General features: G+C 32.6%; 22 protein-coding genes. 1 reads left to right on the top strand and 21 read right to left on the bottom strand.

Features of this window, described 5'->3' with window-relative positions; translation table 11 throughout:
* Nucleotides 1-71: 71 nt before the first annotated feature.
* From dnaG to ccpN, 3 genes are read right to left on the bottom strand one after another with little or no spacing between them, the layout of a single operon-like run.
* The gene (gene dnaG / locus KA926_RS10780; protein ID WP_210144325.1) at nucleotides 72-1,856 is read right to left on the bottom strand and encodes a DNA primase; all 1,785 of its coding nucleotides are present in this window, start codon (nucleotides 1,854-1,856) and stop codon (nucleotides 72-74) included.
* Between the two features lie 46 nt (nucleotides 1,857-1,902).
* Nucleotides 1,903-2,724 (bottom strand): pyruvate, water dikinase regulatory protein, encoded by an 822-nt coding sequence (locus KA926_RS10775; RefSeq protein WP_019469366.1) that lies wholly within the window; start codon nucleotides 2,722-2,724, stop codon nucleotides 1,903-1,905.
* A 14-nt stretch (nucleotides 2,725-2,738) separates the two neighbouring features.
* Nucleotides 2,739-3,362: a transcriptional regulator CcpN gene (gene ccpN, locus KA926_RS10770; protein WP_071560292.1), complete on the bottom strand. Its 624-nt coding sequence runs from the start codon at nucleotides 3,360-3,362 to the stop codon at nucleotides 2,739-2,741.
* A 342-nt stretch (nucleotides 3,363-3,704) separates the two neighbouring features.
* Here ccpN and KA926_RS10765 point away from each other — a divergent pair, with 342 nt between their 5' ends.
* Nucleotides 3,705-5,096: a glycine--tRNA ligase gene (locus KA926_RS10765; RefSeq protein WP_019469368.1), complete on the top strand. Its 1,392-nt coding sequence runs from the start codon at nucleotides 3,705-3,707 to the stop codon at nucleotides 5,094-5,096.
* 135 nt (nucleotides 5,097-5,231) lie between these two features.
* On the opposite strand, the gene recO is transcribed toward KA926_RS10765, so the two are convergent.
* From recO to hemW, 18 genes are all read right to left on the bottom strand, one after another.
* The gene (recO, locus tag KA926_RS10760) at nucleotides 5,232-5,990 is read right to left on the bottom strand and encodes a DNA repair protein RecO (protein WP_210144324.1); all 759 of its coding nucleotides are present in this window, start codon (nucleotides 5,988-5,990) and stop codon (nucleotides 5,232-5,234) included.
* Nucleotides 5,991-6,011: 21 nt separating this feature from the next.
* A complete protein-coding gene (gene era / locus KA926_RS10755; RefSeq protein ID WP_210144323.1) occupies nucleotides 6,012-6,911 on the bottom strand; it encodes a GTPase Era in 900 nt (299 codons plus the stop codon).
* A complete protein-coding gene (gene cdd, locus KA926_RS10750) occupies nucleotides 6,911-7,315 on the bottom strand; it encodes a cytidine deaminase (RefSeq protein ID WP_210144322.1) in 405 nt (134 codons plus the stop codon). The genes era and cdd overlap by 1 nt, the downstream gene beginning before the upstream one ends.
* 90 nt (nucleotides 7,316-7,405) lie before the next feature.
* Complete coding sequence (locus KA926_RS10745) at nucleotides 7,406-7,744, bottom strand: diacylglycerol kinase family protein (RefSeq protein ID WP_210144321.1); 339 nt, start codon at nucleotides 7,742-7,744, stop codon at nucleotides 7,406-7,408.
* Between the two features lie 8 nt (nucleotides 7,745-7,752).
* Entirely contained in the window at nucleotides 7,753-8,214 is a 462-nt protein-coding gene (gene ybeY, locus KA926_RS10740; RefSeq protein ID WP_210144320.1) for an rRNA maturation RNase YbeY, read from the bottom strand.
* Nucleotides 8,215-9,162 (bottom strand): PhoH family protein, encoded by a 948-nt coding sequence (locus KA926_RS10735; protein WP_210137412.1) that lies wholly within the window; start codon nucleotides 9,160-9,162, stop codon nucleotides 8,215-8,217. It lies immediately after the preceding gene.
* 329 nt (nucleotides 9,163-9,491) lie between these two features.
* Nucleotides 9,492-10,148 carry a hypothetical protein gene (locus KA926_RS10730; RefSeq protein ID WP_210144319.1) on the bottom strand — a complete coding sequence of 219 codons (657 nt, stop codon included), beginning with the start codon at nucleotides 10,146-10,148 and terminating at the stop codon, nucleotides 9,492-9,494.
* 17 nt (nucleotides 10,149-10,165) lie between these two features.
* Nucleotides 10,166-11,152: a flotillin-like protein FloA gene (gene floA, locus KA926_RS10725; protein ID WP_026034799.1), complete on the bottom strand. Its 987-nt coding sequence runs from the start codon at nucleotides 11,150-11,152 to the stop codon at nucleotides 10,166-10,168.
* A gap of 6 nt (nucleotides 11,153-11,158) precedes the next feature.
* Nucleotides 11,159-11,860: an NfeD family protein gene (locus KA926_RS10720; RefSeq protein WP_210144318.1), complete on the bottom strand. Its 702-nt coding sequence runs from the start codon at nucleotides 11,858-11,860 to the stop codon at nucleotides 11,159-11,161.
* A gap of 364 nt (nucleotides 11,861-12,224) precedes the next feature.
* Nucleotides 12,225-12,401, bottom strand: coding sequence for a 30S ribosomal protein S21 (gene rpsU, locus KA926_RS10715; RefSeq protein ID WP_002483157.1), 177 nt, complete (start codon nucleotides 12,399-12,401; stop codon nucleotides 12,225-12,227).
* A 174-nt stretch (nucleotides 12,402-12,575) separates the two neighbouring features.
* Nucleotides 12,576-13,922, bottom strand: coding sequence for a tRNA (N(6)-L-threonylcarbamoyladenosine(37)-C(2))-methylthiotransferase MtaB (mtaB, locus tag KA926_RS10710; RefSeq protein WP_210144317.1), 1,347 nt, complete (start codon nucleotides 13,920-13,922; stop codon nucleotides 12,576-12,578).
* A gap of 5 nt (nucleotides 13,923-13,927) precedes the next feature.
* Nucleotides 13,928-14,680 carry a 16S rRNA (uracil(1498)-N(3))-methyltransferase gene (locus tag KA926_RS10705; protein ID WP_210144316.1) on the bottom strand — a complete coding sequence of 251 codons (753 nt, stop codon included), beginning with the start codon at nucleotides 14,678-14,680 and terminating at the stop codon, nucleotides 13,928-13,930.
* Between the two features lie 3 nt (nucleotides 14,681-14,683).
* Nucleotides 14,684-15,622 (bottom strand): 50S ribosomal protein L11 methyltransferase, encoded by a 939-nt coding sequence (prmA, locus tag KA926_RS10700; protein ID WP_210144315.1) that lies wholly within the window; start codon nucleotides 15,620-15,622, stop codon nucleotides 14,684-14,686.
* A 3-nt stretch (nucleotides 15,623-15,625) separates the two neighbouring features.
* Nucleotides 15,626-16,756 carry a molecular chaperone DnaJ gene (dnaJ, locus tag KA926_RS10695; protein ID WP_210137418.1) on the bottom strand — a complete coding sequence of 377 codons (1,131 nt, stop codon included), beginning with the start codon at nucleotides 16,754-16,756 and terminating at the stop codon, nucleotides 15,626-15,628.
* Nucleotides 16,757-16,893: 137 nt separating this feature from the next.
* Complete coding sequence (dnaK, locus tag KA926_RS10690) at nucleotides 16,894-18,738, bottom strand: molecular chaperone DnaK (protein ID WP_019469381.1); 1,845 nt, start codon at nucleotides 18,736-18,738, stop codon at nucleotides 16,894-16,896.
* A gap of 51 nt (nucleotides 18,739-18,789) precedes the next feature.
* A complete protein-coding gene (grpE, locus tag KA926_RS10685; protein ID WP_210144314.1) occupies nucleotides 18,790-19,416 on the bottom strand; it encodes a nucleotide exchange factor GrpE in 627 nt (208 codons plus the stop codon).
* Nucleotides 19,417-19,446: 30 nt separating this feature from the next.
* The gene (hrcA, locus tag KA926_RS10680) at nucleotides 19,447-20,427 is read right to left on the bottom strand and encodes a heat-inducible transcriptional repressor HrcA (protein WP_107384906.1); all 981 of its coding nucleotides are present in this window, start codon (nucleotides 20,425-20,427) and stop codon (nucleotides 19,447-19,449) included.
* Between the two features lie 99 nt (nucleotides 20,428-20,526).
* Nucleotides 20,527-21,651 carry a radical SAM family heme chaperone HemW gene (gene hemW, locus KA926_RS10675; protein WP_107384905.1) on the bottom strand — a complete coding sequence of 375 codons (1,125 nt, stop codon included), beginning with the start codon at nucleotides 21,649-21,651 and terminating at the stop codon, nucleotides 20,527-20,529.
* Nucleotides 21,652-21,691 lie beyond the last annotated feature (40 nt).

Below are 21,691 nucleotides of genomic sequence, written 5' to 3'. Positions count from 1 at the left end.
ATCTACCCATAATTCATACGATTTATGCAAGTTGTTAAACCCAATAATATACAGATATATTCATTTTTAATTTAATTCATTCTATTTTTATTGAAGTCTACAATTTTTTCTAGGTAATATTTCTGCAACTCTAAATCACCTAATCTAGAAGCCTCCCGTAACTTATGATTAAGCGATTCAATCGTTTCTTCATTTCTATTTGTTAAAAGTGTGTTTAAATAATCATCGATTTCATGTTCATAAGGTTCTTCATTTATCATATAGTTATCCAATGATATAAATGCTTCTTTAATTTCATTTGAATCGATATATTGTAAAACATCACTAATATTAAACGTATCATTCTCAGAATAAAACTCATGTAAAATATTAAATATACGCTTAAAATACTGATTTGTAAAGTCTTCTGATTGAAGTAATTTATGATAATTCAAGAAAATATCCTTATCATTCATAAAATGTTTTAATAAAGCACGCTCTGCCTTTTCTAGTTTATTTAAATTAGTGAATTGTGGCACACTAGGAAATTGATATGATTGTGGTTGATAATAATCTTCACGTTGTCCTACTTCAATATTTAAACTGTCCATGCTTACTTTAAACAATTCTGACACGTCTTGCAATATTTTTTTACGCAAAATCGAGGACTTCATTAATGAAATATCATTCGTGATTTCTTTTAAATACCTTTCATATGCTAAATCATTATTTTCAATTTCCTCTTGGTGCATGTGCACTTTATAAAGAATGAATGCTTTTTTTTCATGTTCAACAAAATAATTAAACGCATCTGCACCGTGTTTTCCAATATACTCGTCTGGATCCATGTTTTTCGGAAGTTGTACTACAAACACATTAAATCCTTGTTGTAACAATATTTGTCCAGATTTTAAAGTGGCCTCACTACCAGCAAAATCTCCGTCAAACATCAGCGTCACATTTGAAGTAAGTTTTTTCATAAATGCGATATGTTCTTGTGAAATCTGTGTTCCCATACTTGCTACAACTTGATGTAATCCTGCATAATCGGCTTTTATCACATCCATAAAACCTTCGAGTAGAATAATTTCATCATTTTTTCGAATCGCTTTTCTGGCTTGATCAACGTTGTATAATAATCTTCTTTTTTGAAATATCGGTGTTTCAGGACTGTTAAGATATTTTGGCTCTTGATTTGTATATGTTCTCCCTGAATAACCAACAGTTCGTCCTTGTGCATTTGTTAATGGGAACATAATTCTATCTCTGAAACGATCATAATAGCTGAAATTTTCTTCGTTTCTAGACAATAAACCCGCTTCATATGCTAGTTGAATGTCATAACCTTTCTTCTGTAAAAAGTCATGACAAAAATTTGCATTTTTAGGCGCATAGCCTATTTTCCGACTATCTATGAGTTCATCAGTAAAACCACGCTCTTTTAAATAATTTAACGCTGCTTCACCTTCAACAGTTTTCTTTAAGGCGTAATGATAATAATCTTGCATTAATTCATGCATTTCAATCATTTGCAAATCTTCAGAAGCAATTTGATGATTAGGATGTTGATCTGACGCTGTCTGAGGCGTTTCAACTTCAATATTTACACGCTCACCTAATAATTTTACTGCTTCAGTAAAAGAAACGTCTTTAATTTCTTGAGTAAATTGAAAGACGTTCCCTCCTTTTTTACAACCAAAGCAATGGCAAATTTGTTTATCTTCAGAAACAGTAAACGATGGTGTTTTTTCATCATGAAAAGGACACAACCCAATGTAATTGCGTCCTCTTTTTTCTAATTTAACATATTCACTTACTAAATCGAGAATATCCGTTTTTTCTTTAATTTCATTAATTGTTGCTTGTTCAATTCGCAAAATTATCACCTATTAGACAGTAGTTATCATATTATAATAGAATTTCTTATTTTAAGAAACTATTTTGCTCAATGATACTAATAATATCATTTGCAGTTTCTTCAATCGCTTTATCAGTAACATCTATCACAGGGCAGCCAATTTTTTCAACTAATTCATTAAAGTAATTTAGTTCTTCTACAATACGTTGCTCTGTAGCATATCTTGCACTATCTCCTAAGCCTAATTGTTTTAATCTTTCTTTTCTGATGCGATTTAATTTGTCTTCACTTATCTTTAATGCAATGCATTTTGAAGTGTCAACGTTAAATAAATTATCTGGTGGTGTTACTTCTGGCACAATTGGGATATTCATCACTTTATAACTTTTATGTGCAAGATATTGTGATAGAGGCGTTTTTGAAGTTCTAGATATGCCTAATAGAACGATGTCAGCTTTATCTAAACCTTTTGGATCTTTACCATCATCATATTTTACTGCAAATTCTATAGCATCAATCTTTTTAAAATATGCTTCATCTAATTGATGCACAAGTCCTGGTTCAAAATAAGGTTGTTCATCAATTTTATCTAATAATATATTCATCAGTGGACCCATAATGTCTACAGATTTAATTTGAAATTCTTTTATTTTCGCTTCCATATACTTTCTTATTTCTGGCTTCACTAATGTATAAACAACTATCGCTTCAGTGTCTTTTGCAACTGAGATTACTTCATCTACATTTTCTAAAGCTTCAATATACGGATACCTACTTATTTCACTTTCACATTGATTTGGGTTAAATTGTGAAATGCAAGCTCTTGCTACAAGTTCAGCAGTTTCACCTACTGAGTCAGAAGCAACAATAATTTTAATATTTTCCATTTAATACATACCACCTATTCATTTAGTAAAGAGACAAATATTTTTGTAATTGTTGTTTTAGATATACGGCCCTTAACTTCATATTTTCCATTTTCTTTTTTAATCACAATTGGTAAAGAATCTATTTCTTTTTCAATCATTAAATTTGCAGCAAATATTACACGCTCGTCTTCAAGTACAAAGCTTAAATTAGGCATACGTGTCATTATAATATTAACAGGCATCGTATGTATATCCTTACCTATCATTGACGCACGTAATAAATCCTTTCGAGAACAAACGCCTATAAAATCTCCTTCATTATTTATAACAAACAACGTACTAACATCCTCTAGAAATATCGTACAAATTGCATCATAAACAGACATTTCATTTTTTACTACTACAGGGTGTGATGCGTAATCTTTAACAATATATTGTTTTAATTGATCAGCAATTAATTTATTTTTTGGCTTTCCAGAATAGTAGTAGCCTACACGTGGACGAGCTTCTAAAATACCAGACATTGTGAGTATTGCTAAATCTGGTCTCAAGGTCGCTCTAGTAAGACTAAGATGTTCTGCTATATGTTCACCAGTAATAGGTCCATTATTTTTGACAATATCAACAATTTGTTGTTGTCTTTTACTCAGTTCTATAAGACTTCACCCCTTTACTCATTACATTTAATTATACATTGAATTATAAATTGCTACAAATACATATATTTACTTGCTAATAATCAACCAATACATTAAAATTGTATTTAAAGCGAGTTAAGGATGGTGAAAGCTTAACAAAACAATTGGCTACAATTTCAAATGAAGTTTCAAAAGCGAGTGTACACACTAAATTGGGTGGAACCGCGGGTTATTAAAATTTATTAAAAACACATAAATTATATGTGATTAAAATTAATTAACTCGTCCCAAGACAATGATTAAGTTTTTTGGCTTTTTCTTTGTCTTGGGGCGTTTTTTATGTTAAAAGGAGTGGTTTTTTTGGCAAAAGATATGGAAACAATCGTTCAGTTAGCAAAACATAGAGGTTTTGTATTCCCTGGTAGTGACATTTATGGTGGTTTATCAAATACATGGGACTATGGTCCATTAGGTGTTGAATTAAAAAACAATATTAAAAAAGCCTGGTGGCAAAAATTTATCACGCAATCTCCATATAACGTTGGGATCGATGCAGCAATTTTAATGAACCCAAAAACATGGGAAGCGTCTGGGCATTTAGGTAACTTTAATGATCCAATGATAGACAATAAAGACAGTAAAATTCGTTATCGTGCAGATAAAATAATAGAAGATTATATGGCAAATGAAAAAGGCGATGAAAATTTCGTTGCTGATGGTCTAAGTTTCGATGAAATGAAACGTATTATTGATGAAGAAGGTATTGTTTGTCCAGTAAGTGGCACTGCAAATTGGACAGATATTCGTCAATTTAATTTGATGTTCAAAACATTCCAAGGTGTTACGGAAGATTCAACAAATGAAATTTTCTTACGTCCTGAGACTGCACAAGGTATTTTCGTCAATTACAAAAATGTTCAACGTACAATGCGTAAAAAATTACCATTCGGAATTGGCCAAATTGGTAAGTCATTCCGTAATGAAATTACACCTGGTAACTTCATCTTTAGAACACGTGAATTTGAACAGATGGAATTAGAATTCTTCTGTAAGCCTGGTGAAGAAATAGAGTGGCAAAATTATTGGAAAACTTTTGCAAGCCAATGGTTAAAAGATTTAAATTTAAGTGAATCTGCAACGCGTTTACGTGACCATGATTCAGACGAGTTATCACACTACTCAAATGCAACAACTGATATAGAATATCGTTTCCCATTTGGTTGGGGAGAATTATGGGGTATTGCAAGTAGAACAGATTATGATTTAAAACAACATAGTGAACATTCTGGTGAAGATTTCCAATATCATGACCAAGAAACTGGTGAAAAATACCTACCATATTGTATCGAACCTTCACTTGGTGCGGATCGAGTTACTTTAGCATTCCTTTGTGATGCATATGCAGAAGAAGGTGTTGAAGGTAGTAAAGATTCAAGAACTGTATTACACTTCCATCCTGCATTAGCACCATATAAAGCTGCTGTTTTACCATTAAGTAAAAAATTATCTGGTGATGCAATTAAAATATTTGAACAGTTAAGCGCAAACTTTGCAATTGACTTTGATGAATCACAATCAATTGGTAAACGTTACCGTCGTCAAGACGAAATCGGCACACCATACTGTATAACATTTGATTTCGATTCACTAGAAGACCAGCAAGTAACGGTACGTGACAGAGATACGATGGAACAAGTACGTATGCCGATTGCTGAATTAGAAAGTTTCTTAACAGAAAAAGTTAAATTTTAATTTCAATATATCTATTGACCCTTAAAAATGGTCGAACTAAATGAAAAACGTCAATTTCTATAAATTGTATAGAAATTGACGTTTTTATTATTTATAAAATTTAATGATTGATTGACCTTGACCCTATTTATAGAATTAATTTGAATTATCTAATCTTTGTAATTGATTAATAAGTTTTTGACTTTTGAAATACATGCCAGCATATTCACTATATAACATTATCATCAATTGCGACATCTCATCAACGATATCTTGATGAATACTTAAAGCGCTCATTTTACTTATCGGTAAGTTTTGTAACACATCTAATAAATAAAGTGTTTTATTGGACAGTAGCAACGCATTTGGATCTTGTTGATTTGCATGATTTGAAATTGCACCATCAAATTTAAAACTATAGCCAATGAGCTTAGATTGGTCGTCATCACCTGTGACAACGCAATGATTAAATATTGCGCTGAAGCCAAACTTTGACATTGATTTAATCAATACGATGACTGACATCAATTGAGCAGATACACCACTTTTAATTTTAGCTAATACAAAGTGTAATAACTCGTAACTAAATTGCGACAGTTCATCATTTTCAATGGATCGATCTATCGTTTCAGTACATAAACTAGCGTAACTACTCTCATAAATATCTAATCGCAAATGGTAATTTTGGTCGATGACATCTACAGAACTTAAAGTTCCCATGCCTTTCCATTTGGAATAAATAAACAAGCCATACACAAATAGTTGCGTATTAGCTTGCAAACCACTCTTACTCTTTTTGGCGCGTCGAACCATAAGTGGAATTTTTGCACCATATTCATTTAAAATTGTGATGATTTTATCGGATTCGCCATAATCAATTGTTTTAATAATAATACCTTTTTGTTTGATTAACATTTTAGCTCACCGACTCTCAAATTAATCTTGATCTTCTAAATATCCCATTTGACGAATAAAGTTAACTTTGTTTCGCCAATCTTTTTGAACTTTTACCCATAATTCTAAATACACTTTAGAGCCTAATAACCCTTCAATATCTTGGCGTGCCCTTTTCCCAACTTCTTTGAGTTTTTTGCCACCTTTACCTATAACTATCCCTTTTTGTGAATCGCGTTCCACAAAAATAGTAGCTTCTATTCTCACTCGATCTTCATCTTCTTTAATCATTCGATCAACATTGACTCCAATCGCATGTGGAATTTCCTCATTTGTAAGATGTAATATTTTCTCGCGGATAAGTTCACTCACTACAAACTGTTCAGGGTGATCGGAAATTTGGTCATCCGGGTAGTATTTGGGCCCTTCTGGTAAATAAGATTTAATAACATTGATAAAATGCTCAACATTTAATCCTTCTAATGCAGATATAGGAACAATTTCAGTGAAGTTCATATATTTTTTATATTTTTCTATTCTTGGCATAAGTTCATCTGGATGTACTAAGTCAATTTTATTTAACACTAAAAATACTGGTGTTTTAACTGATTTCAACATTTCCATAATGTATTCATCACCGCGACCAATATCTTCATTAACATTGACCATAAACATAATAGCATCAATTTCCGATAACGTGTTAGTCGCCACACGCATCATATAATCACCTAATTTATGTTTAGGTTTGTGTATACCTGGCGTATCTAAAAATATAATTTGTGCATCTTCTTGAGTCATTACACCTTGAATTTTATTTCTTGTCGTTTGTGCTTTATCAGACATAATAGCAATTTTATGTCCGATGACGCGATTAACAAAGGTAGATTTACCTACATTAGGTCTACCAATAATTGTTACAAATCCTGATTTATGTGCTGTCATTAGTTTAAATCCTTTCCAGAAAATCCTAGAGGTAATAAATCACTAACTGTAGATTGAATCATGTCACCCTTATGATTGGTCATATATACAGGCATTTCATCATCACAAAGCTCTTTTAACACTTGTCTACAAGAACCACAAGGCGAAGAAGGTGATTCTGCATCAACGGTTACAGTAATCGATTCGAAATCGCCAGGTCGGCATCCATCAGCAATAGCTGCAACAAGGCTTGATCTTTCTGCACAAATACCTAATGGGTAAGCGGCATTTTCTACATTTGCACCGTGATATGTTTTACCATCTTTTGTAATTAAATATGCACCTACTTTAAATTTACTGTATGGTGCATAAGCATTACTTTGTGCTTTTCTTACTTCCTTAAAATAATCAGGTTGGTATGCCATAATTTAACACTCCTATTCAATTTTTAATTTTGTATTATTATTTCAAACTAACTGTTGCTTAGAATATAGATAGATTAAAAATCGTATTGTTTATTTTATAAAATATGGTAAAAAAACGATAAGTCCAATTGCCAACGCAATTATTGAAGCAAGCATAACACTAGCAGCTGCTGTATCTTTAGCTTTCTTTGCATAGTCATGATATTCATCTGTAATCAAATCCACTACATATTCAAGTGCTGTATTTATGGTTTCAAATGTTAACACGAATCCTATAGCAATGAGGATTAAAATCCATTCAACTGTATTTATTTTTAAATAAATACTAAGAAAAATTGCAATAACTGCAAAAATAATATGGATTAAAAACTTTTTGTCTTTACTAAAGAGAACCATTAAGCCTTGAAAAGCATATTTAAAACGTTTCATAACTACCTCTAATCTCTTGGCAACCCGTAGGCATTTAAAATTTCATCTTGACGACCAAACATTTCTTTTTCTTCCGCTTCATCCATGTGATCATATCCTAATAAATGTAAAAAACCATGAAGGGCGAGGAAGCCAAGTTCTCTTTCAAACGAATGTCCATATGCATCTGCTTGTGATTGAGCAACTTCAGTGCATATGATAATATCTCCAAGTACTCTAGGTATGTCTAAACCACTAATTTCGGGTTCATCTTCTTCTAAAGCAAAGGATATTACATCTGTTACTTTGTCTTTATCTCGATACATTTTATTAATTTGCTGAATTTCTGCTTTGTCTACAAATGTCACAGATAATTCAGCATCGTTTTCTATTCCTTCTTGCTCTTTTGCAAAAGTAAGAAGATCGTCTATTTGCTTAAACCAGTTGTTATCAACTAATTCAGTATGATCATTAAAATCTATTGTAAACATTTATTCTTCTCCCTCATAACGATCAATTATTTTACTTACAAGTGGATGACGAACAACGTCGTTTTGGTCTAAATGATGGATACTTAGCCCTTTAACATTGTGTAACTTTGCTATTGCTTCTTTAAGGCCACTTTTAACACCTTTAGGTAAGTCAATTTGTGTCTTATCACCAGTTACAACCATTTTCGAACCAAAACCTAACCTTGTTAAGAACATTTTCATCTGAGCATGGGTAGTGTTTTGCGCTTCATCTAAAATAACAAATGCATCATCAAGCGTTCTCCCTCTCATATATGCTAATGGTGCTATTTCTATAACGCCACGCTCGATAAATCTAGCAGTTTGTTCTCTTCCTAAAACAGTATTTAAACCATCATATAACGGGCGCAAATAAGGATCTACTTTTTCCTTCAAATCACCAGGTAAAAACCCTAATGATTCACCAGCTTCTACTGCAGGTCTTGTCAACACAATACGTTTGACATTACCTTTTCGCAGTTGCTTAGCGGCATAAACGACGGCTAAAAATGTTTTCCCTGTACCTGCTGGTCCAACGCCAAATACTAAGTCATTATGATACATTGCATTGACATAAAGTCTTTGTCCCATAGTTTTAGCCCGTATCGTTTTACCAAACGCGTCTTTAGTAATTTCGTCATCATATAAATCTAATAAGTAATGAATCGTACCATTTTTTGCCATTTTAACAGCGGCTTCTACATCCTTGAGCGATATAGTTACGCCTTGCTGTATTACTTTTAATAAATTAATCAGTACTGATTCTGCTTGTTCTACATGCTCAACTTTTTCACCTTTTACGGCTATTTCTTGTCCTCGAGCATGTATTATGACATCAAATCCTTCTTCAATTGATTTAAGATTTTCATCATTATTACCAATGAGTGCTTGTGCTTCATTGATGTCATCTATTTGAATAATTCCAGGCATATAGTTGCTCCTTTACAAATATATTCGTTTCTATTATTTTATCCTATTAGATTTTAAGTTACAAAAATAATCATGATGCATGATATGAAATAAGCATTATTATAAAATTAACAATTTGAATAAATCATACTGCAACTTCAATGTTATTATATCATGAAATATTCTCATATTATTTCAAAGTGAATTAAAAATTAACATAAATTGTTATTTTTATGTAAACCAGAGTATTAAGAAAGTATATTATAAAAATTAACTATATATTTTGAAATTAAAAATAACTCAACTTACAAAGTCAAAAATCTAACTTTATAAGTTGAGTTTAAATAAATTTATAATTTTTTTGGTCTTTCTAATACTTCAGACCAAATAATACCATTAACAACTTCATCATCAGCAAATCTATATTGAGCATTTGTGCCAGAGCTTTGAACAGAATGCGCATTCATTAACTGTTTTAAACGATAGCGCTTAGTTCTCTCTGATAAATATTTATCAGAAATGATATCTCGTGCTTTTTTCTCAGTTCTTTGTATTTTTTTCTCAGTTTCACGATCGATTTCATTACGTACGTCTTCCATTTTGCCCATTAAATCAGCTTCAAGCTCTTTTTGAAGTGTATCATCTTGTTGCTTTTGTTCACGTTTTACTTTTTCAGCTTCGGTTTCATTATGTTTAGGAACCGTTGATGTTTCTTGTTGAGGCATCTCAGTTTCCATCTTTTCAGCTCGTGTTTCAGCAGGTTTATTCTGCTTTGGTGTATGTTCTTCCTGAGTAAAAGGACCATCATTAAATTGTTTTTCTAACTCAGAAAATGTTTTTCCAACTTCTTCAAGGAAACCACGTTTTTTTGGTGGTGTTTCAGACTGATTCGGCTGTTTATTAGCTGGCGGTTGTTGTTTTTTTCGCTTTTTATGACTATCATCGTTAATAGCACCAATTATCGTAAAAATGACAGATACTACAAAGATAATAATACCTATATTCATTTAATCACCCCTATTTATTATTCCGGTGATTCATCATCTTCTTTTTTTGTACGTTGGTTAATAGAATTTCTCATACCAGTATCTGCTTCAACATTTTTCAGATTATAATAATCTTTCACTCCAAGATTACCTGAACGTAATGCTTCAGCCATAGCTAGTGGAACTTCTGCTTCCGCTTCAACAACTTTAGAGCGCATTTCTTGTACTTTTGCTTTCATTTCTTGTTCTTGTGCTACTGCCATTGCACGTCGTTCTTCGGCTTTTGCTTGTGCGATATTTTTATCAGCAAGCGCTTGTTCAGTTTGTAAATCTGCACCAATGTTCTTGCTAATGTCTACATCTGCAATATCGATTGATAAAATTTCAAAAGCTGTACCTGAATCTAAACCTTTACTTAAAACCGTTTTAGAAATATTATCAGGATTTTCAAGCACTTGTGTGTGGTGCTCACTAGAACCAATTGTAGAAACAATACCTTCACCAACACGTGCAATAATCGTTTCTTCTCCAGCACCACCGACTAATCTTGCAATATTCGCGCGTACTGTGATTCTTGCTTTTGCTTTAACTTCGATACCATTCATTGCAACACCAGCGATAAATGGTGTCTCAATTACTTTTGGATTTACAGACATTTGAACTGCTTCTAACACGTCACGTCCTGCTAAGTCTATAGCTGCACCACGTTCAAAAGGTAAATTAATATCAGCTCTTTGTGCAGCGATATTTGCATCAACAACACGGTCAACGTTACCACCTGCTAAATAATGTGATTCAAGTTGGTTCGTTGTCAAGTTTAACCCTGCTTTATGAGCTTTAATTAAAGGTGATATTACTTTACGTGGAGAAACTCTACGTAATCTCATACCTACTAGGGTACCAATGCCTACTTTTACACCCGCTGCGATTGCTGAAATCCACAATCCAACAGGTACAAAAGAAAATAATAACAATAATGCAATTACGACTATAACTGCTATAATTAAAATTCCAATCATACTCATTCTCCTTTATGTTTCTATTTCTCTCACAACAACTCGAGTACCTTCAACTTCCAGAATAGTAACTTGTTTATTCCGTAATATAAAAGAACCATCTGAAACTGCATCGATACGTTCATTGTTATAAATAATAATTCCTGCTGGTCTCAAATCTGTAGATGTAGTTGCAACTTCTCCAACTAAATGAGAGCGATCTTCATGTGATGTATAACCTGCTTCTGCATTTGTAGAATCCTTCAATACAACTTTATCTAAAAACGGTATTTTACGTTTGAAAAATTTCACAAGTATCACCCACTCTATGATTGATAATATTAAGGCTACGACAACATTAGCAATCATGTACACTAGATTATCACCTAAAGTAACAATACTAAAAACGATTAACGCCATACCTATAATGCCAATAATTGCACCCACTACAAATAATTCAATGATAACAAATATCACACCAATAGCGAATAAAACAACAGAATAAAAGTTGACATCTCCTTTTACAAAAAATCCTAAAAAGAAAATGAATAATGCTAATGTTGATATAATTCCGACAATATTTATTCTATTTGAATATAACTGGTACAAAAAACCTAAGAAGATAATACAAGTTAATATCAAAGCACCTATTGGACTAACAATAAAGTTAGAAACATTGTCTATCCAGTTTCCGTTTTCAACAAGTTTGGTTGAAAAGATAATATGTATACTGCTCATCGAAGGAATCACTTTATCACCTCACTCTCAATTTAATTATACATGAAATAAATATATGATTATACCGTTTACACAATAAAAATCATAATATTATTCATTTGTTATTAAATGATATTCCCAGAAAAATAATCAATTTCAACCTGCTGCACGAGATGTACAACATTAATGCTTAATTAACGTGATTATGGTAATTTTTAAACTAAGTATTAGATTTTCTAATGCTTATGAAAATCATAAATAGGAATATATAGTGTAGTTCATTTATCTAAGTTAATAAATAAAAATAGCCTTAGCTGTATGAACAACTAAGGCTATTATGGTTTATAATTAATGTTGGTGTTGAGGGAGTCAACGAAACAATTAATTATTTGAATTTACGTTTACGTGCAGCTTCTGATTTCTTTTTACGTTTAACGCTAGGTTTTTCGTAAAATTCACGTTTACGTACTTCTTGAATTGTACCGCTTTTAGAAACTGTACGTTTGAAACGACGTAACGCATCTTCAAGTGATTCGTTCTTTTTGACTACTGTTTTAGACATGTGTATTTCCCTCCCTCCAAATATCAACGAAACTTTATAATCATTACACGGTAATTACCATGTATTAATTAGTATAATATATCTGATTAATGTGGTCAATTAGTAAAATTTTAATTTCATGATTCATTTTACACCATGTAGAGGTGTTTGCATTGAATCATTATCAATTAAATTTTATACAGTAACAGAATGTTCTGTTGTATTGGTAGCATGATGTACCACTCTTAGTAATTCACCTTGATTGATTGGGTAATCAGGTTGAGTGATTTTTACCTTTACGAGTTCACCGATTAGAGATTCATCGCCAGCGAATTGAACTTTCATATAATTATCAGCAAAACCTATTAATGTCCCTGGCTCACTGCCAACTTCTTCTGGAATAACTTCAAGTACTTCTTGATCAAATTTTGATGCATACGTCTTAGCAAGCTGATCACTTAAATGAATTAAGCGATGTACACGCTCATTTTTAATATTTTCATCAACTTGGTCGTCCATTCTAGCAGCTGGTGTGCCAATTCTTGAAGAATAAGGAAATACATGTAATTCTGAAAATTTGTGTTCAACAATAAAATCATATGTTTCTTGGAATTCTTCTTCAGTTTCACCTGGGAAACCAACAATGACATCACTTGTGACTGCTAAACCTGGTAGTGCTTCATGTAAACGAGTCAATCGCTCTGAAAAATGAGCCATAGTATATTTTCTTCTCATTCTCTTCAACACTGAATCAGACCCAGATTGTAATGGGATATGAAGATGACGTACAACTTTGTTTGATTGCTCAATTACACTAATAACTTCATCTGTTAATTGACTTGCTTCAATCGATGAAATTCTAATACGCTCTAAGCCATCTACAGTTTCTAAGTCACGTAATAATTGTGCTAAATTGTAATTTTTTAAATCCTGACCATATCCACCTGTATGAATCCCAGTTAAAACAATTTCTTTATATCCTGAATTTACAAGTGTAGTTGCTTGTTCTATCACTTTTTCAGGGTCTCTAGATCGCATTAAGCCACGAGCCCAAGGAATAATACAGAAAGTACAAAAATTATTGCACCCTTCTTGTATCTTCAACGAGGCTCTTGTTCTATCTGTAAAGTATGGAACTTCTAATTCTTCATATGTACGATTTTTCATGATGTTTCCCACACCATTAATGGGTTGTCTTTCTTTTTTAAACTCATTGATATAACCGATTAACTTCGTCCGATCTTGAGTGCCAACCACAATATCTACGCCAGGTATTTCCATAATTTCAGCAGGAGATGTCTGTGCATAACAACCAGTTACACATACCACTGCCTCTGGATTTTGTCTTATAGCACGTCTAATGACTTGCCTACTTTTTTTATCACCCGTATTAGTTACCGTACACGTATTAATAACAAACACATCAGCATTTGTTTCAAAATCAACACGGTTGTAATCTGCTTCTTTAAATAATTGCCAAATTGCCTCTGTTTCATAATGATTCACTTTACATCCTAATGTATGAAATGCAACTGTTGACATAAATATCACCCCAATAAATCTTTTTGAAAGCTTACAGCACTTAAAGTATATAACGGTGCAGTTTCAGCTCTTAATATCCTAGGCCCTAGACCGACTTGGTATGCTGAACTACCAAATAACTTAATTTCTGATTCAGACAAGCCACCTTCAGGCCCAAAAATGATTAACACACGATCACCAGGTTCAAATTGTTGAACAACTGCCTTAAAAGTACTTTTTTCCCCACACTTAGCAGATTCTTCATAAGCAATCAATACATAATCATATTCATTTATAATATCATAAATTTCTTTTAAATTCGACTTATACTCTATTTCTGGAATAATTAACCTATAACTTTGTTCAGCAGCTTCTTTTATAATTTTTTGCCAACGTTCTAACTTCTTGATAACTTTATTTTCATTTAGTTTTACAACGGATCTTTGCATACCAACAGCGATAAATTGACTTGCACCTAACTCTGTGGATTTTTGTATCATCCATTCATACTTATCCGCTTTAATTAACCCACTGCAAATTGTTATATGTTGTGGTAATTCAGAATCGATATCTATTTTTTTCATTAAAGTAATTTCAATTTGTGCCATAGTTATATTTTCGATTTTACATTTATAAACGCTTTGATCTGAAAAAGTAATAATAATTTGGTCACCAATTTGATATCGCATTACCTTTGTAATATGATGTATATCATTTTGATCTGTAATAAAAAAACGCTGATTTATATCAGCGTTTTGGTCAATAAAATATCTCTGCATTGCTTAATCGCTCACTTTCTGTCCAACGATACATACCCAACCGTTTTCATGATTAATAGAAATGATTTTAAACCCTACACGCTTCATCTGTACTAAAATTGTTTCGTGTTTCTCTGTGATAATACCAGAAGTTATAAAATAACCATCTTTATTTAACGTATTATAAGCATCTTCAATCATTTCTTCAATAATATGAGCTAAAATATTTGCAATAACGACATCAAACTTTTCAGTTTCTTCTGTAAGTAAATTGCCTGGCGCAGCCTCAATAGCTTTAACACAATTGTTTTTTTCAAAATTTTCTTTCGCAACTTTAATGGCCATTTCATCTACATCAATCGCTTTTATGCGTTCTACTCCTAATAAATATGATGCAATGCTAAGTATGCCTGAACCTGTACCAACATCAATCACTGAATCATCTGGCTTCATGAAAGTTTCAATAGCTTTCAAGCACATACTTGTCGTTGGATGATCACCTGTACCAAAAGCCATACCTGGATCCAACTCAATACACATTTCATTTTCGTCTTCTTTTTGATATGTTTCCCAACTTGGAACAATTGTAAATTTAGCAGAAGCTCTAAACGGATGAAAATAATTTTTCCATTCATTTTCCCAATCATGTTCTTGAATTGTTTGTTGTTGATATTCAAATATTTTTGCGTCCAAAGATTCAATACTTTTAATTTTTCGAATCAAATCATTTTTAAAATCCTGAGTATATTTTATTTCATTAAAATATGCTTTAACTCTTACGCCGTTAACTGAGTAATCATCAGGATTTAGTTCATAAATTTCACCAAATTTGTCAGCAAAATCATTTCGAAGATCTAATGAATCTTCGATAACAACTCCGTTTGATCCAAATTCTTCTAAAATATTAGAAATAATTGGTATGGCATCATGATTTGCAGTGATTGATATTTCAGTCCAGTTCATATTTTATTCTCCTTTAAAGAATCTTTTTGCTTTATCCTTAAAATTTGACGGTTGCTCAGTTAATGATTCACCATCAATTTCAGCAAATTCTCTTAACAATTCTTTTTGACGTTCATTTATCTTAGTAGGTGTAACAACTTTCACGTTGATAAATAAATCACCATAGCCATAGCCATGAACATTTTTTACACCTTTTTCTTTAAGACGAAATTGTTTTCCTGATTGTGTTCCGCCAGGAATTGTTAACATAACATGACCTTTTAAAGTTGGGACTTTAATTTCATCACCAAGTGTTGCTTGTGCGATGCTGATATCTTGTGAAAAGTAAATATCGTCGCCGTCCCTTTCGAATGTTTCAGAAGGTTTAACTCTAAATACAACGTATAGATCACCTTGTGGTCCACCATTTTCTCCTGGCGCACCTTCACCTGCTAATCTTATTTGTTGTTCATTATCTACACCTTCTGGCACTGTAACATTAATTTTAACTGTTTTGTTTTCGGTTCCTTTTCCGTGACATGTCGGACAAGGTTCTTCAAATTCTTGACCAGAACCACTACATACTGGACAAACTTTTTCAGTTCTAACTCTACCTAATATTGTATTCTGTTCTACAGCAACATGTCCTGAACCATTACAGTAATGACACGTTTTTTTCTTAGTTCCCGGTTTTGCACCTTCACCATCACAAGTATGACAAGTTACATCTTTGCGTATTGAAATCTCTTTGCTTGTACCGAATACAGCTTCTTCAAAAGTAACAGTCATTGTATATTGTAGGTCATCACCTTTTCTAGGTGCATTCGGATCTCTTTGACGTCCACCACCGAAGAATGAACTGAATATATCTTCGAAACCGCCGCCGAAACCGCTAAAGTCTTGACCACCAAATCCTTGGCCGCCAAATCCACCTTGTGGTCCATCATGACCAAATTGATCATAGTTTGCACGCTTGTTTTCATCACTTAACGTTTCATATGCTTCTGAAATTTCCTTGAACTTTTCGTCTGCACCTTCTTCTTTATTGATGTCAGGATGATATTTTTTTGATAATTTACGGTAAGCCTTTTTTATTTCATCTTTAGAAGCATCTTTACTGACGCCTAAGATATCATAATAATCTCTTTTGGCCACTTTTATCTCTCCTTTTACGTTTGATTAAATTACTTATTAAAAAGGAAAAAGTCAAAGCCAATGTTCAATTGACTTTGACTTAATTTGGCTAAGCAATTGTGTCATATTCTGCTTTCAATAGCAATTAATAACTAAACTTATTTTTTGTCGTCTTTGTTATCATCATCATTTACTTCTGTGAAATCAGCATCTTCAACATTGCTATCATCTGAACCACTTGCTTGTTCACCTTGTGCTTGTTGTTGTGCTTGAGCAGCTTGCTCGTAAACTTTAGCAGATAAGTCTTGAACTACTTTTTCTAGTTCTTCTTTTTTAGCTTTAATGTCATCAATATCTTCGCCTTCAAGCGCAGATTTTAAAGCTTCTTTTTTCTCTTCTGCATTATTTTTATCATCTTCACTGATGTTTTCACCTAAATCAGTAATTGTTTTTTCAACTTGGAATACTAAGCTATCTGCTTCGTTTCTTAAATCACTTTCTTCACGACGTTGTTTATCTGCTTCAGCATTTTCTTCAGCATCTTTCACCATACGATCGATTTCATCATCAGAAAGTGAAGAACTTGATTGAATCGTAATATTTTGTTCTTTATTTGTACCTAAATCTTTTGCAGTAACATTAACGATACCATTTTTATCGATATCAAAAGTTACTTCGATTTGTGGTACACCACGTGGAGCTGGTGGAATATCAGTTAATTGGAATCTGCCAAGTGTTTTGTTGTCAGAAGCCATTGGACGTTCACCTTGTAATACGTGAATATCAACTGCTGGTTGATTATCTGCTGCCGTTGAATAAACTTGTGATTTAGATGTAGGGATAGTAGTATTTCTTTCAATCAATGTATTCATACGTCCACCCATTATTTCAATACCTAATGAAAGAGGTGTTACGTCTAGTAATACTACATCTTTAACATCACCAGTGATAACGCCACCTTGGATAGCAGCACCCATTGCTACTACTTCGTCTGGGTTAACACCTTTGTGAGGATCTTTACCTACTTCTTTTTTCACAGCATCTTGAACTGCAGGAATTCTTGTTGAACCACCAACTAAAATAACTTCATCGATATCAGAACTACTGATACCTGCATCTTTCATAGCTTGGCGAGTTGGTTCCATTGTTCTTCTGATTAATGAATCAGCTAATTCTTCAAATTTTGAGCGTGTTAAACTTAATTCTAAGTGTAGTGGACCATTTTCACCTGCAGAAATAAATGGTAATGAGATTTGTGTTTGAGAAACACCTGATAAGTCTTTTTTAGCTTTTTCAGCTGCGTCTTTTAGACGTTGTAATGCCATTTTGTCTTGTGATAGGTCTACGCCATTTTCCTTTTTAAATTCTGCAACTAAATAATCGATAATAACTTGGTCAAAGTCGTCCCCACCTAGTTTATTATCACCTGCAGTTGAAAGTACTTCGAATACACCGTCACCTAATTCAAGGATAGATACGTCGAATGTACCGCCACCTAGGTCAAATACTAAGACTTTTTGATCTTGTTCTGTTTTATCTAAACCATAAGCTAATGCTGCTGCTGTTGGTTCGTTAATAATACGTTCAACTTCTAAGCCTGCAATTTTACCAGCATCTTTTGTAGCTTGACGTTCACTATCATTAAAATATGCAGGAACAGTGATAACTGCTTTTTCTACTTTTTCACCTAAGTAATCTTCTGCAGTACTCTTAAGGTTTTGTAATACCATCGCAGATATTTCTTGTGGTGTGTATGATTTACCTTCTACGTCTACTTTGTGCTCAGTACCCATATGACGTTTGATAGATTGAATTGTATTAGGGTTTGTAATTGCTTGACGCTTAGCAACTTCACCTACTTGAGTTTCACCATTTTTAAATGCTACAACAGATGGTGTTGTTCTAGCACCTTCTGGGTTTTGAACAACTTTTGGTTCGTCACCTTCTAAGATTGCTACACATGAATTTGTTGTACCTAAGTCAATACCTATTACTTTACTCATAAATAAATTCCTCCTGTTTGTTTAAAAAATTCGGTATTTTCATCAATAAACTTATTGATTTACTTTAACCATTGAAGGTCTTAAAACACGTTCCTTCAATTTATAACCAGTTTGTAGTTCTTGAGTAACTTGACCTGATTCATAATCAGGATTATCTTCTTGTACTACAGCTTGATGTACATTTGGATCAAACTGTTGACCTTCAGCCTCAATTTTTTCTAAACCGTTATTTTTCAATGCGTTCAACAAGCTTTCATAAACCATTTCTACACCTTTTTGTAATGATTTAAATTGCTCATCTTCGCCTTCAATTTGTAAAGCTCGTTCTATATTATCTATAGTCGGTAAAATGTCATTTAAAACATCTTGAGCTTTATATGCTTTCATCGTTTGATTTTCTTTTTGGATTCTACGCTTATAATTTTCAAATTCAGCATATAATCTTAAATATTTTTCTTCTTCTTCTTGAACATTATTTTTTAATTGTTGAATTTCTTCATCTTTAGGATCGATATCTGCCTCAATATCTTCAGAATTTTCCTCTTGCAGATTATCTTGTGATTCGTTAGCTATTTCATCAGCATCTTCAACTGAAGTTGTTTGATTGTTTGGTGTTTCTTGATTGATATCTTCAGTCTTTTCGTTTTCATCGAATACTGATTCATTTTTTTCTGTCATTTTCTGCCCTCCATCCAATACAATTCTTAATTACCAAATCGTATTTAGTAATTGTATTACATTCTGATAATTCATTGCCGTTGGTCCGATAACCGCAATTTGACCTTTAAGTCTATCGTCAATGTGATACTCTGTAGTGACAATAGAAATATCGCTCAAGCTTGATTCGATTTCCTGTCCAATCTTAACATTAATTGATGAATTTGACATTTCATCAAGTAGCTGAGTAATTTTGTTTGATTCAATATACTGCAATATAGGTTGAATAGAAGAAACGTTTGATTCGTTTAGTGCATCAATTAGTTTAACCTTTCCACCCATGTAAATGCCATTACTTTGATTATCAAAATGAACATCTATTGTATCTAACATGTCCTTTATAAAATCTTTTTCAAAATCTGACTTTGCAAAGGCATTTAGTTCATTTTCCAAGCGTTGTTGATTTAACGCATTATATTTTGCAGTCACAAAATTAGCTATATTTGTCAATTCATCACTCGATAAACGTGCTTTGGATACTAAATGTAAGTGTTCAACATGGCCAGATGTAAAAACAACGACCATGATTACTAAATATGCATTTGCTCGAATCAAGTGAATGTTATTAATAATATCTTTCTTGTGATTTGGACGCATTACCAACGTTGTATACTGAGAAGCGATTGAAAGTTCATTCGCGAATTCACTCAAAGCTGAGGAAATATCATAATGATTTTCAACCAGTAAATCTCCTAAACGTTGTATTTTTTTGTGTTGTTGATGAGATGTTTGTTGCAATAATTGATTCACATAATATCTGATGCCTGACTCTGATGGAGAACGTCCTGATGAAGTATGTGTTTTTTCTATTAAATGAAGTTCCTCTAGTTGTTTCATTTCGTTTCTGATAGTGGCAGGACTAACATTTAAATTATGTCTTTCAATCAGTGTTTTGGAACCAATTGGTTGACCTAAATCAACATAATCTTCAACAATTGCATTTAAAATGCTCAATTGTCTATCACTAATCATGTTTTCACCTCATTAGCACTCTTTTGTTTCAAGTGCTAATTATAATTTATCAAATTGGTCAAAGTAAGTCAATGTTAAAGCTTCAGTTTTTTTAAAAAATTAAACATTCAGTAAAAACGCTTCAAATACTAGGTTTCCAATTACTTTACCTCTCTCTGTTAAAGAAATATAGTCACCTGTATCATAAATTAATTCTCTCTGTTTTAAATCTTTAATCGCTTCGTCATAAACGTCATCAATCGTTTTATTAAACTTTTGATTAAACCGTTTTCTACTTACACCTTGGTTCATTCTTAAACCTAGAAACATCTCTTCTTCCATTTGTTCACTTTCTGTTGGATATACTGCGTCAAGAATAGGTCTTTCGTTATTTTGTATCTTTTTTATATAATGATTCACGGGATTTACATTATTGTAACGTTCGCCATTTACGTAACCACTTGCCCCGGCTCCAAATCCATAATAGCCTTCGTTTTTCCAGTAAACTTTATTGTGTTCTGATTCATGTCCTTTTTTACCAAAGTTTGAAATTTCATATTGATGTAACTCAGTCTCATGCATCCTCTTTAATAAATATTCGTACATTTCTTCTCCGACATCTTCGTTTGGGATTTTTAGCTGCCCTTTACGATACATATTATAGAACTGAGTTTTAGGCTCTAAAATCAAGCCATAACTTGAAATATGATCAATATCCATCGATAACGCTTTTTCTAAACTATCTTTGAAATCTTCTAAGCTTTGTTGTGGTAAATGGTACATTAAATCTAAACTTATAGAAGGTATCCCAACTTGTCTTGCATTCGATACGGCTCTGTATATATCTTCAGTCTTATGAGAACGTCCTAATATCTCTAACAATTCAGGTTTAAATGTTTGAACGCCCATCGACAATCTATTTACACCATAATCCCTTAACAATTGTACTTTTTCTAATGTTAATTCATCCGGATTCGCTTCAAAACTAAATTCTCCTTTAATTTCAAAGATTTCTGTAATTGCAGTCAATAATTTCTCAAGTTGCTCATATGATAAAGCAGTAGGTGTGCCACCACCGACAAAAACTGTTTCTAAAGATCTAACTTTACTTTGTTTCATTTCGTTTATTAAGCAATCTAAATACTGATCCACTGGTTGATTTTGTATAAAATATTTATTGAAATCGCAATAAGTACAAATTTTGACACAGAAAGGAATATGGATATAAGCACTTTTCACTTCCATTTTGAGATGACCTTCTTTCGTTAAATAAAATAGATTAACA

It is taken from the genome of Staphylococcus sp. GDY8P94P (assembly GCF_017892255.1).
In the GTDB taxonomy this organism is placed as follows: Bacteria; Bacillota; Bacilli; order Staphylococcales; family Staphylococcaceae; genus Staphylococcus; species Staphylococcus cohnii.
This window is presented reverse-complemented; position numbering and strand designations above follow the sequence as displayed.